Raw genomic sequence first — 20,979 nt, forward strand, 5'->3', positions numbered from 1 at the left:
ATTATCGTTGATCGTAGAGTGCCTCATAATAATTTTTATAATCGCCGCTGGTTACATGATTAATCCAGTCTTCATTTGACAGGTACCAGTCAACGGTTTTTTCCAGTCCTTCCTCAAACTGAAGGGATGGCTTCCAGCCAAGTTCCCTGTTCAGTTTTGTAGCATCAATTGCATACCTCAGGTCATGTCCCGGACGATCGGTAACATAGGTTATCAGCCTGGCTGATTCACCCGGTTCCCTTTGCAGTTTTTTATCCATAATTGCACACAACAGGTGAACCAGGTCAATATTTTTCCATTCATTGAACCCACCAACATTGTACTTCTCCCCTTCTCTTCCATTGTGGTAAATCACATCAATAGCCCTCGCATGATCGTCAACCCACAACCAATCACGAACATTCTCACCTTTGCCATAAACAGGCAAAGGTTTTTGGTTTTTGATATTATTGATCATTAAGGGGATCAGTTTTTCGGGAAAATGATGGGATCCGTAATTATTAGAACAATTACTTATCACCACTGGTAAATGATAGGTGTGGTGGTAAGCCATCACAAAATGATCACTGGATGCTTTTGAGGCCGAATACGGGGAACGCGGATCATAAGGCGTTTCTTCGGTGAAGAACCCCTGCTCACCGAGAGAACCATACACTTCATCAGTTGAAACATGGTAAAACCGCTTGCCTTCATATTGTCCGTTCCATGATTTCCTGGCTACATTCAGCAGGTTCACAGTACCCAATACGTTTGTACGAACGAATTGCAGTGGATCAAGGATACTGCGGTCTACATGGCTTTCAGCAGCCAGGTGAATTACCCCTTCAAATACATATTTGGTGAATAATTCCTGCATCCGGCCTTCATCGGTAATATCCCCTTTTTCAAAAACATAATTCGGCGCAGACTCAATGTCTTTAAGGTTTTCAAGGTTACCGGCATACGTCAGCGCATCCAGGTTAACAATATTGTATGCCGGGTATTTGTTTACAAAAAGCCGGACAACATGTGAGCCAATGAAACCGGCGCCACCTGTTATTAAAATAGTTTTTGAGAAATTATTCATTACAAACTCCAGTATACACGTGATTTAATCTTGCCTTTGTATATTCCTTTCAAATCCACAACTACACCATGGTTCCTTGTTATGCCGGCAAAATACGCATCGTCAAGATTGCGGTATGGTTCATGTGGCACCGTAATAATTACTGCATCATAATCTTTTCCACCATGACGCGTTAATTGCAGTCCGTATTCCTCTTTTACCTCAGCATGTTCTGCATATGGATCTTCAACATCCACATGAATATTAAACGCACGCAATTCCTCTACGGTATCAACAATTTTAGAGTTGCGGATATCACTTACATTCTCCTTAAAGGTTACGCCCTTCACCAGTACCCGTGGGTTATCTGAATTGCGTAATACATACTTAATGATTTTCCTGGCCAGGTACTTAGCCATATCATCATTAATATACCTGCTTGCTGCAATTACCCTCGACTGGTATCCAAGCGAAGCAGCTTTATGCGTCAGGTAATATGGGTCAACACCAATGCAATGACCGCCAACCAGCCCGGGTTGAAACTTCAGGAAATTCCATTTGGTTCCGGCGGCTTCGATAACATCATAAGTATTAATTCCCATGCGGTCAAAAATGAGTGACAATTCATTCATCAATGCAATATTCATATCGCGCTGGGTATTCTCCACAATTTTACTGGCTTCGGCTACCTTGATGGATGGCGCGCGGTGTACACCCGCATCTACAACCAGTTCATAGGTTTGGGCGATTTCTTCTGCAGCCTCTGCGTCACTGCCGGAAGCCACTTTAACAACAGTTCTTAAAGTATTTTTTTTATCCCCGGGGTTGATCCTCTCCGGAGAATAGCCAAGTTTAAAATCGATGCCCAGTTTCAGTCCGGATACTTTTTCAAGTATGGGCAGGCAATCTTCTTCAGTGCAACCCGGATAAGTGGTGGATTCATAAACTACATAATCACCCGGTTTCAGCACTTTTCCCACTGTCGTTGATGAGCCAACAAGCGGTTTCAGATCTGGTACATTATACTTATCAACCGGAGTTGGCACGGCTACAATGTAAAATTTAGCTGTACGCAATACTTCCAGGTCATCTGTAAATTCAATATCCCTGCCTTTGAACTCTTCGGCGGCTACCTCTTTACTCGGATCAATGGCATTGCGCATCATTTCCACCCGGTGAGTGTTGATATCAAATCCAATGACAGATAGTTTTTTGGCGAACTCAAGGGCGAGTGGCAATCCAACATACCCTAAACCAATAACGGCGAGTTTTTCTTTTTTTTCGGTAAGGTCCTGGTAAATTTTCATTAGTGTATGCTTTTAAATTCCTTGGGTTGTTTATAAAGTTCTTCGTGGGGAAGGGATTTAAAATACTCATAGGTAATACGGACACCCTCAGACCTGCTGACCTTAGGTTCCCAACCAAGGAGTGTTCTGGCCCTGGTGATATCGGGCTTGCGCTGCCGTGGATCATCCGTTGGCAAAGGTTTATAAACAATCTGTTGGGCTGTGCCTGTTAGCTTGATTATCTCTTCCGCAAATTCTTTCAGGGATATTTCATCAGGGTTACCAATATTCACGGGATAGGCATAATCACTCATCAGTAACCGGTAAATTCCATCCACCAGGTCATCCACATAGCAAAATGACCTTGTTTGTGAACCATCACCAAAAACCGTAAGGTCTTCGCCTCTTAATGCCTGGCCGATAAATGCCGGTAAAGCACGACCGTCATTCAACCGCATCCTTGGACCATAGGTGTTAAATATCCGCACAATACGGGTTTCCAGCTGGTGAAAAGTATGGTAGGCCATGGTGATCGATTCCATAAACCTTTTTGATTCATCATAAACGCCCCTTGGACCAACGGGATTTACATTTCCCCAATAGTCTTCGGTTTGCGGATGTACCAACGGATCCCCATACACTTCCGAAGTTGAAGCCACCAGCATCCGGGCATTTTTTGCCTTAGCCAGCCCAAGGCAATTATGTGTTCCCAACGCGCCAACCTTAAGGGTCTGGATCGGGATTTTCAGGTAATCAATCGGACTGGCCGGGGAAGCAAAATGGAGTATATAATGCAATTCGCCCGGCACATGTATGAACTTACTTACATCATGATGGTAAAATTCAAACTGTTCAAGCTTAAACAAATGTTCAATGTTTCGCAGGTCACCGGTAATCAGGTTGTCCATGCCAATCACGTGAAAGCCTTCCTTGATAAAGCGATCACATAAATGCGAGCCAAGAAAACCGGCAGCACCTGTTATAAGTACGCGTTTTGCAGCCATTCTTTAGTTATTTCTTGTTTGGGTAACCGGTTTACGACCTATGCTTTCATAATGAAATCCCAATTCAGCAATGGCCTTAACATCAAACAGATTCCTCCCATCAAATATTGTTTTAGATTTCATTTGGGTAACAATTTTCAGGAAATCCGGGGTCCTGAATTCATTCCATTCAGTGGCAATGATCAGGGCATCAGCTCCAGCAAGCGCATCATACTGGTTTTCTGCAAACTGAATTTTCCCGTTATACAATTGCTGTACATTTTTCATGGCTTCCGGATCGAACGCAGTTACAGTGGCACCTGCCCCCAGTAACTCGTCGATAATGTATAAGGCGGGAGCTTCGCGGATATCGTCCGTATTGGGTTTGAAAGCCAGTCCCCATACAGCAAAATGCCTGCCCTTCAGGTTACCCTTAAAAAAGTCTTTTATTTTGGGAACCAGGTGCAATTTCTGGATTTCATTCACTTTCATAACAGCACTCAGAATCTGGAAATCATAATTTGCTTCTGTGGATGATTTCACCAGTGCCTGAACATCTTTTGGAAAACAACTGCCGCCATAACCTATCCCCGGGAAAAGGAATCTTTTGCCAATACGGTCATCACTGCCAATGCCCAATCTCACCATATCAACGTCAGCATCGAGGCGCTCGCACAATTGTGCGATTTCATTCATGAAAGAGATTTTGGTTGCCAGGAAAGAATTGGCTGCATACTTGGTGAGTTCTGCAGACCGTTCATCCATATATATAACAGGATTTCCAGACCTTACAAAAGGCGCATATAGTTCACCCATCAGTTTCCGGGCCCTTTCAGAAGTTACACCTATGACAACGCGATCGGGTTTCATGAAATCATCAACGGCAACCCCTTCCCGCAGAAACTCGGGATTGGAAACCACATCAAATTCCCCGGAATAATTTTTAGCAACGGCCTGCCTTACCCTTTCAGCTGTACCAACGGGAACAGTACTTTTATCTACCAATACTTTATAGTCGGTCAGCAATTTGCCTATATCTTCCGCAACACCCAATACATATTTTAAATCTGCAGAACCATCTTCACCGGGAGGTGTAGGTAATGCGAGGAATACAATTTTGGCGTCATTGATGCCTTCAGCAAGGTTAGTGGTAAACTTCAACCGCCCTTCTTTCAAATTACGCAGGAAAAGTTTTTCAAGCCCGGGCTCATAAATGGTTATTTCACCATTGCTCAACTTGTCAACCTTTTTCTGATCGATATCAACACAGGTAACTTCATTACCTGTTTCTGCAAAGCAAGTGCCTGTAACAAGGCCTACATATCCGGTTCCTACAACTGCAATTTTCATGTGGTATTACGACTTGGTTTATGGTAGTTATTTTACGTATTCAAGCACTTTCGAAGTAATGTAATTCAGCTGCTCCTGGTCCAGTTCAGTGTGCATTGGCAGGGATATAACTCTTTCTGTAAGCCAGTCTGTAACGGGTAATACATAAGATGCGGCTCCGGACGCTGCAAACATTTGCTGCCGGTGTGCCGGAACAGGATAATAAATCATGGAAGGCACCTGGTTATCGGCCAGGAATTGGTTCAGTCCATCCCGGTCTACCCCTTCGAGTTGTAAAGTATACTGGTGAAAAACATGCTTATTGTTTGCAGCACGGAAAGGCACTGCAATTTTCGGATTGCCCGCAAAAGCGTTGTCATAAAAATCAGCTGCTTTCCGGCGGGCGTTAATATAAGCATCGAGCCTTGGTAACTTTATATTCAGTACGGCTGCCTGGATGCTGTCAAGCCTGCTGTTACAGCCAACGATATCGTGGTAATACTTTTTACTCTGGCCATGGTTGGCAACCTTTTTCATTTTATCGGCGAGGGCATCGTCATTAGTACAAATAGCACCGCCATCGCCATAACATCCCAGGTTTTTTGAAGGGAAAAATGATGTACAGCCAATAGTGCCTATGCTTCCTGTTTTTTGTTTGCGGCCGTCGCTAAAACAGAAGTCACTGCCGATTGCCTGTGCATTATCTTCAATAACTGCAAGTGAATATTTTTTCGCTATGGCCATTATTGCTTCCATATCTGCCGCCTGTCCGTATAAATGAACAGGAACAATTGCCTTTGTTTTCGGGGTGATGGCTTTTTCTATAGCAACAGGGTCAATACAAAATGTTTTCGGATCAACATCAACAAAAACCGGTTTCAGTTTTAGCAGGGCCACCACTTCGGTTGTTGCGATATAGGTAAACGAGGGCGAAATCACTTCATCGCCGGGCTGCAGGTCTAGTGCCATCATGGCAATCTGCAGGGCATCGGTACCATTAGCACAAGGGATCACATGTTTCACACCAAGATAGGCCGCCAATCCGGCGGCGAAATCCTGCACAGCTTTTCCATTAATAAAAGATGCATTATCTATTACTTCATGAATAGCAGCATCTACTTCCTGCTTAATTTGCAGGTATTGCTGCTTAAGGTCTACCATTTGAATTGGCCGCATAATTCTTACCTTCTTTTTAAATGCGCACAAAAATAGCAAAATATAGGTAGGGTGAAAGTTTGAATTTAGTTTTGCACCACAATAACAATTTGATTTCGTGAGCCTTTTACTATATAATTTATTCCTTTTAGTGTATCGGTCAGCCCTCCACCTGGCTGCAATTTTCAATCCTAAAGCCCGCCTTTGGGTAGATGGCCGCAAGAATTGGCAAAATGCCCTGAAAGTGGCGCTGGGCAAGAAAACCGGCCCAATAGTCTGGATGCATTGCGCTTCATTGGGTGAGTTTGAACAAGGGCGGCCATTGCTGGAGTTCATCCGGTCAATTTACCCGGGCCATACTATCCTGGTAACCTTTTTTTCACCTTCAGGCTATGAGATCAGGAAAAACTACCCCGGGGCTGATATCACCTGCTATTTACCGCTGGACGGGGCCAGGACTGCCCGGAAATTCATCGAAATGGTTCAACCCGTCCTGGTGTTGTGGATCCGTTATGAATTCTGGTATTACTACCTCCACCGCCTGAAGGCCTTGAAAGTACCGGTATTGCTGGTATCCGGACTATTCCGGGGAACAGAGCCGTTTTTTCACTGGTACGGAAAGCTGCACCGTTATATGTTATCCTGTTTTACCCACCTTTTCGTACAGAATGAGGATTCTGTGGAAAAATTGCGAAAAATTGGCTCTTATTCTGTATCCGTAAGCGGTGATACCCGCTACGACAGGGTTTCAGCAATTGCTGCCCAGTTTGAACCCTTGCCCCTGATAGAACAGTTTATCAATGGGAAAAAGGCTATTGTGGCCGGTAGTACCTGGCCTGAAGATGAAGAGGAACTGGACCATTTTGCCAATTCAAACCAGAAACTCCGGTTTATCATTGCCCCGCATGAAATTGGTGAAATGCACCTAAAAGAAATTGAGCAGCTATTTGCGCATTCCATACGGTATTCTCATTGGGTAAAAAATCCGGTTGCAATGCCGGAAGGTCCTGATACCCCTAATGTGCTGATCATAGACAATATCGGGATGCTGGCCAAATTGTACTATTATGCCAGTGTGGCCTATATTGGGGGCGGTTTTGGGGGCGATGGCCTTCACAATATCCTGGAGGCGGCGGTGTATGGGGTACCTGTAATATATGGTCCCGTTTATGAAAAATTCCCGGAAGCGGTAGACCTGATTGCTGCGGGCGGTTCTTTTACTGTTGAAAGTGCACTGGAACTGGAAGTAAAACTTACTGAATTGCTGGAAGATGAAAAAGTTCATGCGGAAGCCGCAAGGGCAGCATCTGATTTTGTAAAAAGCCGCAAAGGTGCAACAGCATTGATTTCAAACTATATTCAGGAAAACCGTCTTATCACCAATTGACAAAAATGGTGGACAGCCTCTTTTGAGTCATCCCAGGCGAGTTTAAGTTTAAGTTCCCTTTCTATCCAGTATTCTGCTTCCTGCAATACATTAAAAGAATTGATGGTTTTGATGCTTCTTTCATACATCACCTCATCACCCCTGAATAGTTCATTAACGAATACAAAACGATCGTTCACGCCAATTGCCTTTTTCAGGTCACGTAGTGGTTCACGGGTAAGGGTTTCACCCAATTCTATTGAAGATTGTTTCAACTTTTCATTCAGTGATGCACCGTTCTGGTGGCTGATTACTTCATTGATTTCCCGTATGTCTTTTTGGTGGGCAAGGGTAGGTATCTGCTGCATCAGGTTATGTAACCAATCAGTTTGTTTCTTTGCTATTTCCGGTTCAGTTTCCGGAACAGCTTCATCCTGAATAGTCTTTGGCAGCTTTGTGTTAACTTCTGTTTTCGCAGCAACAGGTTCAGCAGGAATAGGCTGTTCCGCATGCCTGTGAGCACTCGGCATTACGACAGCAACTTTTGTGCTTACGGTCCGGTTAACAAGGGGAAGAACATGGGCCGATAATTCGGCCTCCAGCAACTGAGCCGTAAGCAGGAGTGATGCTGCATCAGCCTGCTGATTTAGTTGTTCCTGCAACTTATTAATCAGCGCTTTTACTCTTTCCATACGATATGGTACTTTTGGGTTAGTATTGGATTTCATAAAGTTATAACAAAAACTAACGAAAAAAAGGTTTGTCTCAGACTACCAATTATTTATGTTTATAAAACCAGCTCTATATGTCAGCCGTCATGTTTGGTTAGTTGTTATTCGGAGACCCCTATTTTCCGGTAAAACCGAAGAACTGATCCCTTGCCTACAGCGGGTAAAAAAAGCCAATCTGAAGGTTGGTATCTTCAGGCAGGTACCAGATGTACGCTTTAGCAAGAAAAATATTGTGTCACACGATGAAATAGCCGTTCAATCCTCCACAAATGACAATTCACAAGACATTTTAATTACCAACTTGCATGCCATTTGCGTAAAATGTGGAAATATTGCCTATTAAAGCTAACCGAAATCGGCCATGCAATACCAGTTTTTACCCGGAGAAACCACGTCTTATCTGCCACTAAATGAAAAATTCTATTACGATAAAGATTAGTTAATAATATTGCTGACTTGAAATACATCCTCGCTTTATTTAAAAAAGACCTGTTGCTGGAATTCCGGCACCAATACACATTTTATGGAATTGTGCTGTATGTGGCCAGTACCATCTTTGTACTTTACCTGGCCATGGGACAACCTGAAAGCCAGGTGTGGAATGGACTTTTCTGGATGATACAGCTCTTTGTTTGCGTTAATGCCGTGGCCAAAAGTTTTCTCCAGGAAAGCCGGGGCAGGCTTTTGTACTTTTATTCTATTGCCGGGTCAAGGGACTTCATCCTGTCCAAATTACTCTTCAACGCCCTTTTGATGGCATTATTAAGTATTGTTGGCTGGTTATTATTCAGCCTTCTGCTGGGTAACCCGGTACAAAATGGCTGGCGGTTTATGGGAGTGGCTGTTTTTGGCGGTTTCGGGCTGAGCCTTGTATTTACTTTTTTATCCGCCATTGCTGCCCGGGCCCAGCAGAATGCGGCATTAATGGCCATCCTTGGATTCCCGCTTATTATTCCACAGCTATTGCTGATGATGAAACTGTCCAATACCGCATTTAGTTCTGTATTCCAGGAAAGCCTTACCCAAATTGTTTTACTGCTGGCAGGGCTCGATTTCCTCGTTATCGTATTGGCAGTCATTTTATTTCCCTTTCTCTGGAAAGACTGAAACCAACCCAAATACCCTAATTTTGCCCCACTTATTTCATCCTATGCGACTATCATGGTGGAAAATACTTTGTGTCGTTTTGCTGCTGATCGTATCCACCGCCGGGTTTCTCGGGGGTGTTCCAGCAAAACCAATCCTGAATGAAACCATCCGCAACCTGTATTTCCATGTTGCCATGTGGTTTGGAATGATGATCTTCTTTGGGGTTTCTGTTGTCAACTCAGTAAGGTACCTGCGTACCGGCAATATGCGTTATGACACCTATGCTGTGGAATATGCCAATAGCGGTATCCTGTTTGGCCTGCTTGGACTGGTTACCGGCATGATCTGGGCCAATTATACCTGGGGAAAAGCCTGGAGCAACGACCCTAAACAAATCGGGGCAGTAATTGCCATCTTAATCTATTTTGCTTACCAGGTATTGCGGAACTCAATGATCGATATTGATAAGAGGGCCCGTATCGGTGCCGTGTATAACATCTTCGCCTTTGCCATGTTATTTCCAACAATCTGGATCATACCACGTTTGGTAGAAAGCCTTCACCCCGGTGGCATGGGCAATCCCGCATTAAATACCAATGATATTGATGCCAGGATGCGCATGTTGTTTTATCCGGCTGCTGTGCCTGGCTGGACCTTACTAGGTGTTTGGATTACATCACTTAGGATTCGCCTGAAATTACTTGAAGAACAAAAACTGAATAATGCGTAAAATAATTGCTGCTTTGGGTGCTATGAGCCTTGTGTTATTTTTTAATCTGGCTGCACTAGCTCAGACAACAATGCCCGACGAACCGGTTCAAATGGCAGATGGGATGCGCTCTAACGGAAAAATTTATGTAGTGGTGGCTGTTGTCATTACCATTCTTGCCGGACTTTTCGCTTACCTTATCAGCCTCGATAAGAAAATCAGCAGGCTGGAGAATAAGTAAACTTTGCGATTGCTTAAACACATATAAAAAACACATTTCAAAAACCTAACACATGTCTGGACATCAAGAGTACAGCTTCTTTGGAGCAGTAGAACAGAGTTTTGATAAGGCAGCCAAGTTTACAAACTGGGACCTTGGAATCCTGGAACAGATCAAACAATGTAACTCAGTTTACCGCATGCATTTCCCTGTGAAAATCGGTGATAAAATAGAGGTGATAAAGGCCTATCGTGTGCAGCACTCCCACCACAAAACTCCCTGTAAAGGGGGTATCCGTTTTTCAACTTCGGTTAACCTCGATGAAGTGATGGCACTGGCCGCGCTGATGACCTACAAATGCGCTATTGTAAACGTTCCTTTTGGTGGTGCGAAAGGGGGCATTTCCATCGACCCGAAAAAATACACTGCTTATGAACTGGAAAAAATTACCCGCCGTTACACACATGAACTGATTAAGAAAAACTTTATTGGTCCGGGTACCGACGTACCTGCTCCCGATTATGGAACCGGCGAACGCGAAATGGCCTGGATTCTCGATACTTACATGAGCATGAAGCCCGGTGAAATTGATGCATTGGGTTGTGTTACCGGAAAACCTGTAACACAAGGTGGTGTACGGGGCCGCAGGGAAGCGACAGGATTGGGCGTTTTTTATGGTATCCGCGAAGTTTGCGCAATGCCAGATATCATGCAGAAATTAGGACTGGCAATGGGCGTTGCTGGCAAATCTGTAGTAGTACAGGGCCTGGGAAATGTAGGCTATCATGCCGCAAAATATTTCAGGGAAGGTGGCGCTAAAGTGATTGCAATAGCAGAATATGAAGGCGCTATTACAAATGCAGCCGGATTAAATGAAGAAGAGGTATTCCAGCACCGAAAGAAAACAGGATCCATCCTGAATTTCCCGGGTGCAACCAACCTTGCATCATCCAATGATGCCCTGGAAATGGCTTGTGATATCCTTATTCCTGCAGCATTGGAAAATGTTGTAAACGGGGATAATGCACCAAGGGTAAAAGCAAAAATAATCGGAGAAGCCGCGAACGGGCCACTGACGCCGGAAGCTGATGAAATACTGGCTGCAAAAGGCGTCCTGGTTGTTCCGGATATGTACCTGAATGCCGGCGGTGTAACCGTATCATATTTCGAATGGCTAAAAAATCTTAGCCATGTCCGTTATGGCAGGTTGGAAAAACGCTTTACAGAGAACCAGAATAAAGATATTATCAACCAGATTGAAGGGCTGACTGGTAAAAAAGTTGATGATAATGCGAAAGAAAAAATTGAACACGGTGCTGATGAGGTAGACCTGGTATACTCCGGACTGGAAGAAACAATGATAAATGCAACACGTGAAATCATTGATTGCTGGAAGAAAAATCCGGCTATCCCTGATATGCGCACAGCAGCATATGTTGTAGCCATAAATAAGGTTGCAACGAGCTATAATGAATTAGGCATATTCCCATAGCGGAACCCTACAATTCTTTCCACACCGGCAGTTCCTGGATTGGCTCCAGCCTGCCGGTTTTTTTTTCAAAAAAATAGGTTTTAGTACCATTGGTAACAACAATGAAACGGACAGGAATTGCAATATTATAGCGCAATACCTGGTGTACAACTGCATCATTGATGGCAACATCCATAGACTTACATTCCACCATCAGCCATGGTTGGTGCTGGTAATCATAAACCAGTATATCAAACCGCTTGGTCAATTCACCAATTTTCAACTCCTTCTCAATTGCTATTAAAGTGGCTGGATATTTTTTTTCCTGCAGCAGGTATTGCAAAAAATTCTGGCGCACCCATTCTTCCGGGGTAAACGCCACCCACTTTTTGCGGGTCTCATCAAATATCTGGCGCTTACCATTTTGTTCACGCCAGCGAAACGGGAAATCAGGAAATTCCAGGGAAATCATGCACCAAAGCTAAACTTCGAAACCCGGATAACAATTATTGCCATACCCGTATTATTGGAATTGAATCGTAAATTAGGACTATGAAAACCAAAGAAGAGATCGTTGAAAACTGGCTACCCCGTTATACAGGGCAGCCTTTGGAGGCATTTGGTAAATATATCCTGCTCACGAATTTCAGCAATTACGTTGCCTGGTTTGCTCAATGGCATAATGTGGAGGTGATAGGCACAGACAGACCCATGCAATGCGCTACAGCTAATAATATTACCATCATCAATTTCGGCATGGGCAGTCCCACAGCTGCTACCGTGATGGACCTGCTCTCGGCCATTGAACCCAAAGCTGTATTATTCCTTGGCAAATGCGGTGGACTAAAAAAAACCAATAAAGTCGGCGACCTGATATTGCCTATTGCCGCCATCCGCGGCGAAGGAACTTCCAATGATTACTTCCCACCCGAAGTGCCTGCCTTACCTGCATTCGCCCTGCAAAAAGCAGTCTCTACAACTATCCGTGATCTTGGAGTAGACTACTGGACAGGAACCGTGTATACTACTAACAGAAGGGTTTGGGAACATGACGAACACTTCAAGGAATACCTGAAAAAAATAAGGGCTTATGCCATCGATATGGAAACCGCCACTATTTTCTCAGTAGGTTTCTATAATAAAATCCCTACCGGCGCATTACTTCTGGTAAGTGACTCACCCATGATACCTGAAGGTGTAAAGACGGAAGAAAGTGATAAAATAGTAACCAGCGAATACGTGGAACGGCATATAAGGATCGGTGTGGATTCCCTGATGCAACTGATAAACGAGGGACTAACGGTAAAGCACCTTCGCTTTTAATATCCTTCTTTTGCAACAACCCTTACTAACCATACAAGACCTGACCGTTGATTTCAACCAGGGGGAAAAGCGCACCAGGGCTATAGACAATATAACGTTTACAGTTAACCGTGGTGAGATTGTCGCCATTGTCGGGGAATCCGGTTCAGGAAAGTCGGTAACATCCTTGTCGCTTTTGCAATTGCTGCCCCAAAAAATAACAAACTTCCCTTCAGGCAAATTGCTTTTCAGTGAAGACGGTAAAACCACTATAAACTTACTAACCCTTTCAGGGCCTGCCCTCAGGAATATCCGTGGGTCTGCTATTTCGATGATCTTCCAGGAACCCATGACCTCCCTGAACCCGGTTTTTACCTGTGGCAACCAGGTGATTGAAGCAATCAGGGCGCACCAGGAAATTTCCACTTCACAGGCCAGGGAACAGTGCCTTGACTTATTCCGTAAAGTGCGGTTACCCGATCCCGAAAGAATTATGAAATGTTATCCGCACGAAATCAGCGGCGGCCAGAAACAAAGGGTGATGATTGCTATGGCCATTTCCTGCGATCCAGCATTGCTGATTGCTGATGAACCAACAACCGCACTGGATGTTACAGTCCAGAAGAGTATACTGGAGTTGCTGGCTAGCTTGCAGGCACAAACGAATATGGGATTGATCTTTATTTCCCATGACCTTGGGGTAGTAAAAGATATTGCACACAGAGTGGTGGTGATGTACAGGGGGAAAATTGTAGAGCAAAACACCACTGAAGCCATTTTCAATCATCCCGCACACCCATATACAAAGGCACTCCTCGCCTGCCGGCCGATACTTCATCCCAGAGGAAGGAGGCTTCCGGTTGTGAGTGATTTCTGGCAGCCTGGTAACAATTTTTCTGAGCAGGTAATTGCACCAGCCATACAGTCGGTGCAAAAAAACTATTCCGGCAGCACACCGTTACTGCAAATTGATGCGCTTAAAGTATGGTTTCCCACCGGCCGGAATTTTTTTGGCAGGCCTGCCACGTTTACCAAAGCGGTAGATGGCATTAGTTTTAATGTACTGGAAGGGGAAACGCTGGGTGTGGTTGGCGAATCTGGTTGCGGGAAAACAACCCTGGGCAGGGCCTTGCTGCGGTTGATACCGGTAACCGGCGGACAAATACTGCACAGGGGAAAGGACCTGCTATCACTAAAAGGTCGATCCCTGCAAAAATTGCGCAAAGACATCCAGATTGTATTCCAGGATCCTTATGCTTCACTCAACCCAAGGATTACAGTTGGAGAAGCAATCAAAGAAGCCATGCAAGTGCATGGCATTGGTGCAAATAGCCGGGAAAGAAAAGAAAAAGTAGTGGAGCTGCTTGAAAAAGTTAACCTGCAGGCTGATCATTTTAACCGCTTCCCGCATACATTCAGCGGCGGCCAGCGCCAAAGGATCGGAATTGCCCGGGCACTGGCCCTGAATCCTGGTTTTATTGTTTTTGATGAAAGCGTCAGCGCTTTGGATGTAAGTGTGCAGGCCCAGGTGCTGAACCTCATCAATGACCTGAAAGCTGAATTTGGTTTTACCGCACTATTTATATCCCATGACCTGGGCGTAGTGCGTTATATCAGCGACCGCATTTTAGTAATGCAATCGGGCCGTATGGCCGAAATAGGACCTGCAGAATCCGTTTTTTCCCATCCGCAGTCTGACTATACCAAAAACCTGCTGGATTCTATACCTGGAAACCAGGGTGTCGGAATATGAAGGAAATTCCTTACCTTTGCACCCGTTTAACATCATGCCGTAACATGATTACAAACCCGGTGCCGTAAGACCGGGCTGTACAGACACCCCGTTTTTTGATTCTCCAGGTTTGTGTCGTGTGGCTGATGGTTGCAAAAACCATTTTATACATGAAGCTATCACAGTTTAAGTTCGACCTCCCCCTCAACCTTATTGCCCAGCACCCTGCGAAAAAAAGAGAAGACAGCCGAATGATGGTTGTCCATCGGAAAACAGGACAAATTGAGAACAAGAATTTCCGCGACATTTTAGAGTACTTTGATGACAAGGATGTATTTGTTGTGAATAACACCAAGGTATTCCCTGCACGCATGTATGGCCGTAAGGAAAAAACTGGTGCCAAAATTGAAGTTTTCCTGCTTCGCGAACTCAATAAGCCCAATCGGCTTTGGGATGTTATCGTAGACCCGGCCCGTAAAATAAGGGTTGGTAACAAATTATATTTCGGTGAAAACGATGAATTGGTTGCGGAAGTGATAGACAATACTACCAGTCGCGGCCGTACCATCCGTTTCCTTTGGGAAGGCACCGACGATGAGTTCCGCCAGATGCTCGAATTTTTGGGCGAAACACCCCTTCCAAAATATATCAAGCGCAAACCCGATGAAGAAGACAAAGAGCGTTACCAGACTGTTTATGCCAAACATGAAGGAGCTGTAGCTGCACCAACAGCCGGACTCCATTTCAGTCGTGAACTGATCAAGCGCCTTGAAATTAAGGGTATCCGTTTCGCAGAAGTTACCCTGCATACCGGGTTGGGCACATTCCGTCCAATTGAAGTTGAAGATCTCAGCAAACATAAAATGGATGCAGAATATTACCAGATCCAGGACACTGCCTGCCAGATCGTAAATAAAGCAAAGACAGGCGGACACCGCATCTGTTCTATAGGAACAACAACCATGCGCGCAATTGAATCTTCTTTCACTGCAGAAAAATTATTGAAACCATCTGAAGGCTGGACGAACCACTTTATCCATCCGCCTTACCAGTTTTCAATTGCAGATGCGCTGGTAACAAATTTCCACCTGCCAAAAACAAGCTTACTGATTATGACCTGTGCTTTTGCAGGTTATGACCTGGCAATGGAAGCTTACAAAAAAGCGATCAAAGACAAGTATCGTTTCTTCAGTTATGGCGATGCCATGCTGGTGATCTAAATAATCAGTGTATACAGTTTTATCCTGTAAACAATCCTGGCTTTAAGTGTTTATTCACATAAAACACGAATTGCCAGGATTTTTTTTTACCGGTTAAGTGCTATTTTGTAGCATGAAAAAGCGAATTCTTTTTGTGGCACTATCCTTTCTTTCCCTCTGCAGCGTGCATGCCCAGGATATAATACCATTATATCCTGCTGATTCTGTTCCCAACAGTAAGCCCTCAGAGGTATTGGAGAAAACGGAAAAAGCGGGGAATGGGAATATGCTTACTTCAGGTGTAACCCAACCAACGCTGAAAGTTTTTCTTCCGCCTGCAGATAAAGCAAACGGCACTGCAGTGATTATTTGTCCGGGTGGCGGCTATTTTGTGCTGGCTGCTGATCATGAAGGTGATGCTGTGGCCAGGGTTTTTAACCAGTGGGGGGTTACCGCTTTCGTTTTGAAATATCGCCTCCCTTCAGCCGAGACAATGCCTGATCCTACAATTGGGCCTTTACAAGATGCCCAACGGGCGATACAAATGGTACGGGAGAAAGCCAAACTATGGCAGATTGATCCCAAACAAATCGGCATCATGGGCTTCAGTGCAGGCGGTCACCTTGCCGGAAGCGCAGCAGTTCATTTCGACCAGGCTTTTATCGCTAACCCGCTGAAAACATCGCTGCGGCCCGATTTTGTCATACTGGCTTACCCGGTGATCAGTTTCAATGATGATATTGGCCATAAAGGGAGCCGTGAGAAGTTATTAGGAAAGGAACCAGCTGCTGATAAAGTGAAATTTTTCTCTCTCGAAACACAAGTCACCAAAAAAACGCCACCTGTCTTTTTAATGCACGCCAAAGACGACAGGGGAGTTAAGGTAGAAAATACCCTGGTATTCGCTGATGCCCTGGAGAAAGCCCATGTAAAGCATGATGTCTACCTCTATGAAAAAGGCGGTCATGGCTTTGGACTTAAAAACCCAACCAGCGACGTCGATTGGATGAAATACGTGAAAGAATGGATGTTTGGGATGGACCTTATCCTAAAGCGGACTTCAAAGTTTTAGGATAAGTGTCTGACACCTTCAGACAGGTATCAGACACTTAAGATTACAAATTAAATAGTCCCCTGTTCAGCAACTGAAGCGTTTCAACCTTGAAGGCAGAAGGGATCAGCAGAGAAACGTTATGCCGGCTTCCGCCATAACTTACCATTCGCACAGGCACAGGTCTCAGGCAGTCGAAAAGGCGGCTCAGGATATCTTTGGTCTGTGCAATATCATTGCCAACGATAGAAACAATGGTTTGGTCAGTGTCGACTTCCACAGTACCAAATGGTTCCAGTTCCTTGATTATATGGTTCAGGAATAAAGGATTATCAATGGTTACCGAAACGGCAACTTCAGATGTAGTGATCATATCAATTGGCGTGCGGTATTTTTCAAACACTTCAAAAATCTTGCGCAGGAAGCCATAAGCAAGTAACATCCGGCTACTCTTTATATTGATAGCAATGATGCCGTCTTTCGCAGCAACTGCTTTCACACCTACAGAACCAGCTTCCTGGGTAATTACGGTACCGGTGGCTTCAGGCTGCATGGTATTCAGCAGTTTCACCGGAACCTTTTCCTGCTGTGCCGGCCAGATGCAGGTAGGGTGAAGTATCTTGGCCCCGAAATAGGCAAGCTCGGCGGCTTCTTCAAAACTCAGTTGTTCTATCGGCACGGTGCGGTCCACAACACGCGGATCGTTGTTGTGCATTCCATCGATATCAGTCCAGATCTCACAGACTGTACAATTGGCCGCAGCTGCCACTAACGATGCCGTATAATCGCTTCCGCCGCGTTTTAAATTATCCACTTCACCACGCGCGTTGCGGCAAATGTAACCCTGTGTAATAAACAGGTCAATTCCAGGATGCGCTGCTAAAACCGGCATCAGTTTCTGGCGTATGGCTTCCACATGCGGTTCGTCGTTGGCATCAATGCTCATGAACTCCAGGGCAGGCAGTAATACATGTTTTATACCCTGCTCTTCGAGATATACAGAGAATAATTTGGTACTCATCAACTCACCCTGGGCCAGTATATCTTTATTCAGTGCTTCGTTAAAGGAAATCTTGGTGATGATATTCAGGAATTCAAAATGCTCGGCCAAAATACCATTTGCTTTTGCGCGGGTAGCATCCTGGTGCAACAAGGAATTTACAAAGTCGTGGTAATGCGCTTCCAGTTTATCGACGATCTTTTTTGCCTCATCCTTCTCTCCTTTTGATAACGCATCACCGATTGAAACAAGTGTATTGGTGGTGCCACTCAGTGCGCTCAAAACTACAATTTTGGGTTCCTGATCTTTTGTAATCAACTGTGCCACCTGGTGCATCCGTTCTGGTTTTCCGACCGACGTGCCACCGAACTTCATTACTTTCATCGCTACTGTTTATTTTTTTGTTTGGTTTTTGCGGATGCGAATTTACTGCATTCAGAATGGAATTGAGAATCGTTCCCCCAGCAATTTCAGGTCAGCTACAACGGGCCCCAATAATGGTATGCCTGATTCCCTGCGTTCCCTTTCCAATTCAAGTTCCGGTTCACCCGGAACAATTACCCTTTCCGCACCTTCTACCGTCTTTGCCGATTTGAAACGCTGTATCCAATTGTCCATATGCTGTTTAAAATCCTCCGCAGGCCTGAAAGCATCAATACGCATCGCCCCAAAAAAATGGCCAATTCCCTTTCCAGGCATACCGGTGGGCATCGGTACATAGGCCGGGAATGGGGGTACCCATGGGCCATAATTTGCCCCGCTCAATATGGCGGAAAAAATATCTACGATCGCCCCGAGCGCATAACCCTTGTGGCTGCCATGTTCCCTGTCGCCACCTAATGGCAGCAGGGCACCGCCATTTTTCAACGCATGGGCATCGGTAGTGGATGCGCCAACCGCATCCTGGATCCAGCCGACCGGTGCGGCTTCTTTTTTCCGTTGCAGGATCTCAAGTTTCCCATTGGCAGCAGTAGTGGTGGCCATATCAGCCACAAAAGCAGCTTCCTCACCGGCAGGAATGGCTACGCAAATTGGATTGGTGCCCAGCAGCCTTTCCACCGAAAAGGTTGGTGCCACAAGGGCACTGGCATTCGTCATGCTGATACCAATCATGTCATGCTCCAGGGCCATCATGGCGTGCCAGGCAGCAATACCATAATGGTTGCTGTTCTGGACACTCACCCAGCCCGTACCCACCTGCCGGGCCTTATCGATGGCCACCTGCATGGCAAAGGGCGCCACTACAAGGCCAAGTCCGGCATCTCCATCCACAACAGCGGTAGAAGGCGTTTCATGGATGATTTTTAATTGGGGTTCCGCATTTACCCTTTTTGCTTCCCAAAGCCGTACATAACCACTCAGCCGGGCAATGCCATGGGAATCGATACCGCGCAGATCTGCGCTCAACAAAACTTTGGCAGCCGTTGTAGCATCTTTTTCGGGACAGCCAATCTGCAAAAACACCCGGCGGGTAAATTCCGATAACTGGTCAAGGGTATATACATCTGAGGCCATAGTTCATTTTTGGGCATAAAAAGAGGCTGCCTGAAAGACAGCCCCTTGTACATTCAGTGATTTAAAAGGGCAAATCATCGTTGGCAGCTTCCATTGCAGGGGCTGGTACTGTATTGGTATTGCCATAATTCGCTGCTGAAGCAGGTTGTCCAAAGCCGGCACCACCTGCATTTTCTGTGCGGGTTCCCAGCAATTGCACACTTTGCACCCGCAAGGATAACGAAGCACCTGTGCTGCCATCGGTTTTTGGATAAGTGCGCACTTCAGGAGTTCCTTCCACATATACCTGGGTTCCCTTTTTCAGGTAGGGCGCAATAGCGGTACGATCAGACCAATACGCACAATCCACCCAAATGGTCCTTTCCTGCTGGTTGCCCTGGGCATCTTTATACCTTTCAGTATGCGCCACCGTAAAATTCATCACTGTCCTGCCATTCACATTGTTGGTCACGCAATCCCTGCCGAGATTGCCGATTACCTGAAGCTTGATCATAACGTTAAAATTTAGCTACGTAAATAAATTATTGTCTGGCAATTTACACCCACAATCGTGCTGTAAATACCGTTCTTTAACCCTTGTGTATAACTTTTCGTAACCTCTCACTACCCGTCATCTTGTTTGCATATACAACCATCTTTCAAATCCTTCGTATATTTGCCGACTTAACTGGAATCTATGAGCCGAAAAGGGAAAGTACTGGTTGCTATGAGCGGGGGTATTGACAGTACCGTTACCGCCCTGATGCTGAACCAGGAGGGATATGAAGTGGTGGGCATCACCATGAAAACCTGGGATTATGCCACATCCGGAACCAGTAAAAAGGAAACAGGATGCTGCAACCTTGAGTCTTTCAATGATGCCCGCATGGCTGCTGTGCAACATGGCTTCCCGCATTTCGTGCTTGATATCCGGGAAGAATTCGGCGATTTCGTGATCGATAATTTCGTGGAAGAATACCTGGCCGGCCGCACCCCAAATCCATGCGTGATGTGCAATACACATATCAAATGGCGGGCTCTCCTGAAACGCGCCGATGCCCTTGATTGCGAATTTATCGCTACCGGCCATTATGGCATCATCAACCAGCATACGAATGGCAGGTATTTTATCAGCAAAGGGGTTGATGAAACCAAAGACCAGAGTTATGTTTTATGGGGATTGCAGCAGGACCTGCTGAGCAGGACCATGCTTCCTTTAGGCCAATACCGCAAGACCGAGATCCGCCAGATGGCGCATGATTTCGGCTATCCTGAACTTGCCAAAAAAGCCGAGAGTTATGAAATTTGTTTCGTGCCCGATAACGATTACCGCGGTTTTCTGAAGAAAAAAGTCGACGGACTGGAAGATCGGGTTATGGGTGGGGCTTTTGTAGATAAGCATGGTAAAATATTGGGCAAGCACAAAGGCTATCCATTTTACACCATCGGCCAACGTAAGGGTCTCGATATCGCCCTTGGCCGCCCCGTATTCGTAACCGGCATTGATCCCGATACCAATACGGTTGTATTGGGTGATGAAGAAGACCTGAACCGTTCTGAAACTGTAGTGAGCAGGATCAACTGGATCAAATACGACGGCATAACTGATGGTATGGAAGCAACAACGAAAATTCGTTATAAAGACAAAGGAAGTTTATCTACTTTGCACCATCATGAAAATGGTGTTACCGTAAAATTTTTCGACGATGTTAAAGGCATCGCACCCGGACAAAGCGCTGTTTTTTATGAAGGGAATGATGTGATTGGCGGGGGTATTATCCAACGCAATATTACAGGCTATTAATCGTTACTTCGCT

Annotated in this window: 21 protein-coding genes; 11 read left to right on the top strand and 10 right to left on the bottom strand. The window is 45.2% G+C overall.

What is annotated here, in order from left to right; all coding sequences use genetic code 11:
- Position 1: 1 nt before the first annotated feature.
- The 5 genes from rfbB to LAQ65_RS18730 are packed head-to-tail and all read right to left on the bottom strand — an operon-like array spanning position 2 to position 5,819.
- A complete protein-coding gene (gene rfbB, locus LAQ65_RS18710) occupies positions 2-1,066 on the bottom strand; it encodes a dTDP-glucose 4,6-dehydratase (protein ID WP_224118536.1) in 1,065 nt (354 codons plus the stop codon).
- Positions 1,066-2,352, bottom strand: a complete 1,287-nt coding sequence (locus LAQ65_RS18715; RefSeq protein WP_224118537.1) for a nucleotide sugar dehydrogenase — start codon at positions 2,350-2,352, stop codon at positions 1,066-1,068. Before LAQ65_RS18715 ends, rfbB begins: the two co-directional genes overlap by 1 nt.
- Positions 2,352-3,335: a UDP-glucuronic acid decarboxylase family protein gene (locus tag LAQ65_RS18720; RefSeq protein ID WP_224118538.1), complete on the bottom strand. Its 984-nt coding sequence runs from the start codon at positions 3,333-3,335 to the stop codon at positions 2,352-2,354. The genes LAQ65_RS18715 and LAQ65_RS18720 overlap by 1 nt, the downstream gene beginning before the upstream one ends.
- A 3-nt stretch (positions 3,336-3,338) precedes the next feature.
- On the bottom strand, positions 3,339-4,664 hold the full coding sequence (locus tag LAQ65_RS18725; RefSeq protein WP_224118539.1) for a UDP-glucose dehydrogenase family protein: 1,326 nt from the start codon (positions 4,662-4,664) through the stop codon (positions 3,339-3,341).
- Between the two features lie 27 nt (positions 4,665-4,691).
- Positions 4,692-5,819 carry a DegT/DnrJ/EryC1/StrS family aminotransferase gene (locus LAQ65_RS18730; RefSeq protein ID WP_224118540.1) on the bottom strand — a complete coding sequence of 376 codons (1,128 nt, stop codon included), beginning with the start codon at positions 5,817-5,819 and terminating at the stop codon, positions 4,692-4,694.
- A 97-nt stretch (positions 5,820-5,916) separates the two neighbouring features.
- On the opposite strand from LAQ65_RS18730, the gene LAQ65_RS18735 reads away from it, so the two are divergent.
- Complete coding sequence (locus LAQ65_RS18735; protein WP_224118541.1) at positions 5,917-7,185, top strand: 3-deoxy-D-manno-octulosonic acid transferase; 1,269 nt, start codon at positions 5,917-5,919, stop codon at positions 7,183-7,185.
- On the opposite strand, the gene LAQ65_RS18740 is transcribed toward LAQ65_RS18735, so the two are convergent.
- A complete protein-coding gene (locus tag LAQ65_RS18740) occupies positions 7,158-7,856 on the bottom strand; it encodes a hypothetical protein (RefSeq protein WP_224118542.1) in 699 nt (232 codons plus the stop codon). The genes LAQ65_RS18735 and LAQ65_RS18740 overlap by 28 nt on opposite strands.
- 91 nt (positions 7,857-7,947) lie before the next feature.
- Here LAQ65_RS18740 and LAQ65_RS21230 point away from each other — a divergent pair, with 91 nt between their 5' ends.
- The 5 genes from LAQ65_RS21230 to LAQ65_RS18765 all read left to right on the top strand — a co-directional run bounded on the left by LAQ65_RS21230 (position 7,948) and on the right by LAQ65_RS18765 (position 11,405).
- The gene (locus tag LAQ65_RS21230) at positions 7,948-8,238 is read left to right on the top strand and encodes a hypothetical protein (RefSeq protein WP_224118543.1); all 291 of its coding nucleotides are present in this window, start codon (positions 7,948-7,950) and stop codon (positions 8,236-8,238) included.
- A 113-nt stretch (positions 8,239-8,351) separates the two neighbouring features.
- Positions 8,352-9,002: a heme exporter protein CcmB gene (locus LAQ65_RS18750; protein ID WP_224118544.1), complete on the top strand. Its 651-nt coding sequence runs from the start codon at positions 8,352-8,354 to the stop codon at positions 9,000-9,002.
- A gap of 43 nt (positions 9,003-9,045) precedes the next feature.
- Positions 9,046-9,714, top strand: coding sequence for a cytochrome c biogenesis protein CcsA (ccsA, locus tag LAQ65_RS18755; protein WP_224118545.1), 669 nt, complete (start codon positions 9,046-9,048; stop codon positions 9,712-9,714).
- The gene (locus LAQ65_RS18760; protein WP_224118546.1) at positions 9,707-9,934 is read left to right on the top strand and encodes a CcmD family protein; all 228 of its coding nucleotides are present in this window, start codon (positions 9,707-9,709) and stop codon (positions 9,932-9,934) included. Before ccsA ends, LAQ65_RS18760 begins: the two co-directional genes overlap by 8 nt.
- 52 nt (positions 9,935-9,986) lie before the next feature.
- Complete coding sequence (locus LAQ65_RS18765) at positions 9,987-11,405, top strand: Glu/Leu/Phe/Val family dehydrogenase (protein WP_224118547.1); 1,419 nt, start codon at positions 9,987-9,989, stop codon at positions 11,403-11,405.
- A 7-nt stretch (positions 11,406-11,412) separates the two neighbouring features.
- On the opposite strand, the gene LAQ65_RS18770 is transcribed toward LAQ65_RS18765, so the two are convergent.
- Complete coding sequence (locus LAQ65_RS18770; RefSeq protein ID WP_224118548.1) at positions 11,413-11,856, bottom strand: type I restriction enzyme HsdR N-terminal domain-containing protein; 444 nt, start codon at positions 11,854-11,856, stop codon at positions 11,413-11,415.
- Positions 11,857-11,936: 80 nt separating this feature from the next.
- Here LAQ65_RS18770 and LAQ65_RS18775 point away from each other — a divergent pair, with 80 nt between their 5' ends.
- From LAQ65_RS18775 to LAQ65_RS18790, 4 genes are all read left to right on the top strand, one after another.
- Entirely contained in the window at positions 11,937-12,707 is a 771-nt protein-coding gene (locus LAQ65_RS18775) for an AMP nucleosidase (RefSeq protein ID WP_224118549.1), read from the top strand.
- A 10-nt stretch (positions 12,708-12,717) separates the two neighbouring features.
- Positions 12,718-14,439, top strand: coding sequence for an ABC transporter ATP-binding protein (locus LAQ65_RS18780; RefSeq protein ID WP_224118550.1), 1,722 nt, complete (start codon positions 12,718-12,720; stop codon positions 14,437-14,439).
- 149 nt (positions 14,440-14,588) lie between these two features.
- Positions 14,589-15,638 carry a tRNA preQ1(34) S-adenosylmethionine ribosyltransferase-isomerase QueA gene (gene queA, locus LAQ65_RS18785; protein ID WP_224118551.1) on the top strand — a complete coding sequence of 350 codons (1,050 nt, stop codon included), beginning with the start codon at positions 14,589-14,591 and terminating at the stop codon, positions 15,636-15,638.
- 112 nt (positions 15,639-15,750) lie between these two features.
- A complete protein-coding gene (locus LAQ65_RS18790) occupies positions 15,751-16,689 on the top strand; it encodes an alpha/beta hydrolase (protein WP_224118552.1) in 939 nt (312 codons plus the stop codon).
- Between the two features lie 43 nt (positions 16,690-16,732).
- On the opposite strand, the gene LAQ65_RS18795 is transcribed toward LAQ65_RS18790, so the two are convergent.
- From LAQ65_RS18795 to LAQ65_RS18805, 3 genes are all read right to left on the bottom strand, one after another.
- Positions 16,733-18,052 carry an aspartate kinase gene (locus LAQ65_RS18795; RefSeq protein ID WP_224118553.1) on the bottom strand — a complete coding sequence of 440 codons (1,320 nt, stop codon included), beginning with the start codon at positions 18,050-18,052 and terminating at the stop codon, positions 16,733-16,735.
- 51 nt (positions 18,053-18,103) lie between these two features.
- Entirely contained in the window at positions 18,104-19,183 is a 1,080-nt protein-coding gene (locus LAQ65_RS18800; RefSeq protein ID WP_224118554.1) for an Ldh family oxidoreductase, read from the bottom strand.
- 61 nt (positions 19,184-19,244) lie between these two features.
- A complete protein-coding gene (locus LAQ65_RS18805; protein ID WP_224118555.1) occupies positions 19,245-19,676 on the bottom strand; it encodes a single-stranded DNA-binding protein in 432 nt (143 codons plus the stop codon).
- 183 nt (positions 19,677-19,859) lie between these two features.
- On the opposite strand from LAQ65_RS18805, the gene mnmA reads away from it, so the two are divergent.
- Complete coding sequence (mnmA, locus tag LAQ65_RS18810; protein WP_224118556.1) at positions 19,860-20,966, top strand: tRNA 2-thiouridine(34) synthase MnmA; 1,107 nt, start codon at positions 19,860-19,862, stop codon at positions 20,964-20,966.
- Positions 20,967-20,979: the final 13 nt, after the last annotated feature.

This window comes from Flavihumibacter profundi (assembly GCF_020076305.1).
In the GTDB taxonomy this organism is placed as follows: domain Bacteria; phylum Bacteroidota; class Bacteroidia; order Chitinophagales; family Chitinophagaceae; genus Flavihumibacter; species Flavihumibacter profundi.

Coding starts and splice junctions, on each gene's coding strand:
- rfbB (WP_224118536.1), bottom strand. CDS start 1,066: ATGAATAATTTCTCAAAAACTATTTTAATAACAGGTGGCGCCGGTTTC.
- LAQ65_RS18715 (WP_224118537.1), bottom strand. CDS start 2,352: ATGAAAATTTACCAGGACCTTACCGAAAAAAAAGAAAAACTCGCCGTT.
- LAQ65_RS18720 (WP_224118538.1), bottom strand. CDS start 3,335: ATGGCTGCAAAACGCGTACTTATAACAGGTGCTGCCGGTTTTCTTGGC.
- LAQ65_RS18725 (WP_224118539.1), bottom strand. CDS start 4,664: ATGAAAATTGCAGTTGTAGGAACCGGATATGTAGGCCTTGTTACAGGC.
- LAQ65_RS18730 (WP_224118540.1), bottom strand. CDS start 5,819: ATGCGGCCAATTCAAATGGTAGACCTTAAGCAGCAATACCTGCAAATT.
- LAQ65_RS18740 (WP_224118542.1), bottom strand. CDS start 7,856: ATGGAAAGAGTAAAAGCGCTGATTAATAAGTTGCAGGAACAACTAAAT.
- LAQ65_RS21230 (WP_224118543.1), top strand. CDS start 7,948: ATGTTTATAAAACCAGCTCTATATGTCAGCCGTCATGTTTGGTTAGTT.
- ccsA (WP_224118545.1), top strand. CDS start 9,046: ATGCGACTATCATGGTGGAAAATACTTTGTGTCGTTTTGCTGCTGATC.
- LAQ65_RS18760 (WP_224118546.1), top strand. CDS start 9,707: ATGCGTAAAATAATTGCTGCTTTGGGTGCTATGAGCCTTGTGTTATTT.
- LAQ65_RS18765 (WP_224118547.1), top strand. CDS start 9,987: ATGTCTGGACATCAAGAGTACAGCTTCTTTGGAGCAGTAGAACAGAGT.
- LAQ65_RS18770 (WP_224118548.1), bottom strand. CDS start 11,856: ATGATTTCCCTGGAATTTCCTGATTTCCCGTTTCGCTGGCGTGAACAA.
- LAQ65_RS18775 (WP_224118549.1), top strand. CDS start 11,937: ATGAAAACCAAAGAAGAGATCGTTGAAAACTGGCTACCCCGTTATACA.
- queA (WP_224118551.1), top strand. CDS start 14,589: ATGAAGCTATCACAGTTTAAGTTCGACCTCCCCCTCAACCTTATTGCC.
- LAQ65_RS18790 (WP_224118552.1), top strand. CDS start 15,751: ATGAAAAAGCGAATTCTTTTTGTGGCACTATCCTTTCTTTCCCTCTGC.
- LAQ65_RS18795 (WP_224118553.1), bottom strand. CDS start 18,052: ATGAAAGTAATGAAGTTCGGTGGCACGTCGGTCGGAAAACCAGAACGG.
- LAQ65_RS18800 (WP_224118554.1), bottom strand. CDS start 19,183: ATGGCCTCAGATGTATATACCCTTGACCAGTTATCGGAATTTACCCGC.
- LAQ65_RS18805 (WP_224118555.1), bottom strand. CDS start 19,676: ATGATCAAGCTTCAGGTAATCGGCAATCTCGGCAGGGATTGCGTGACC.
- mnmA (WP_224118556.1), top strand. CDS start 19,860: ATGAGCCGAAAAGGGAAAGTACTGGTTGCTATGAGCGGGGGTATTGAC.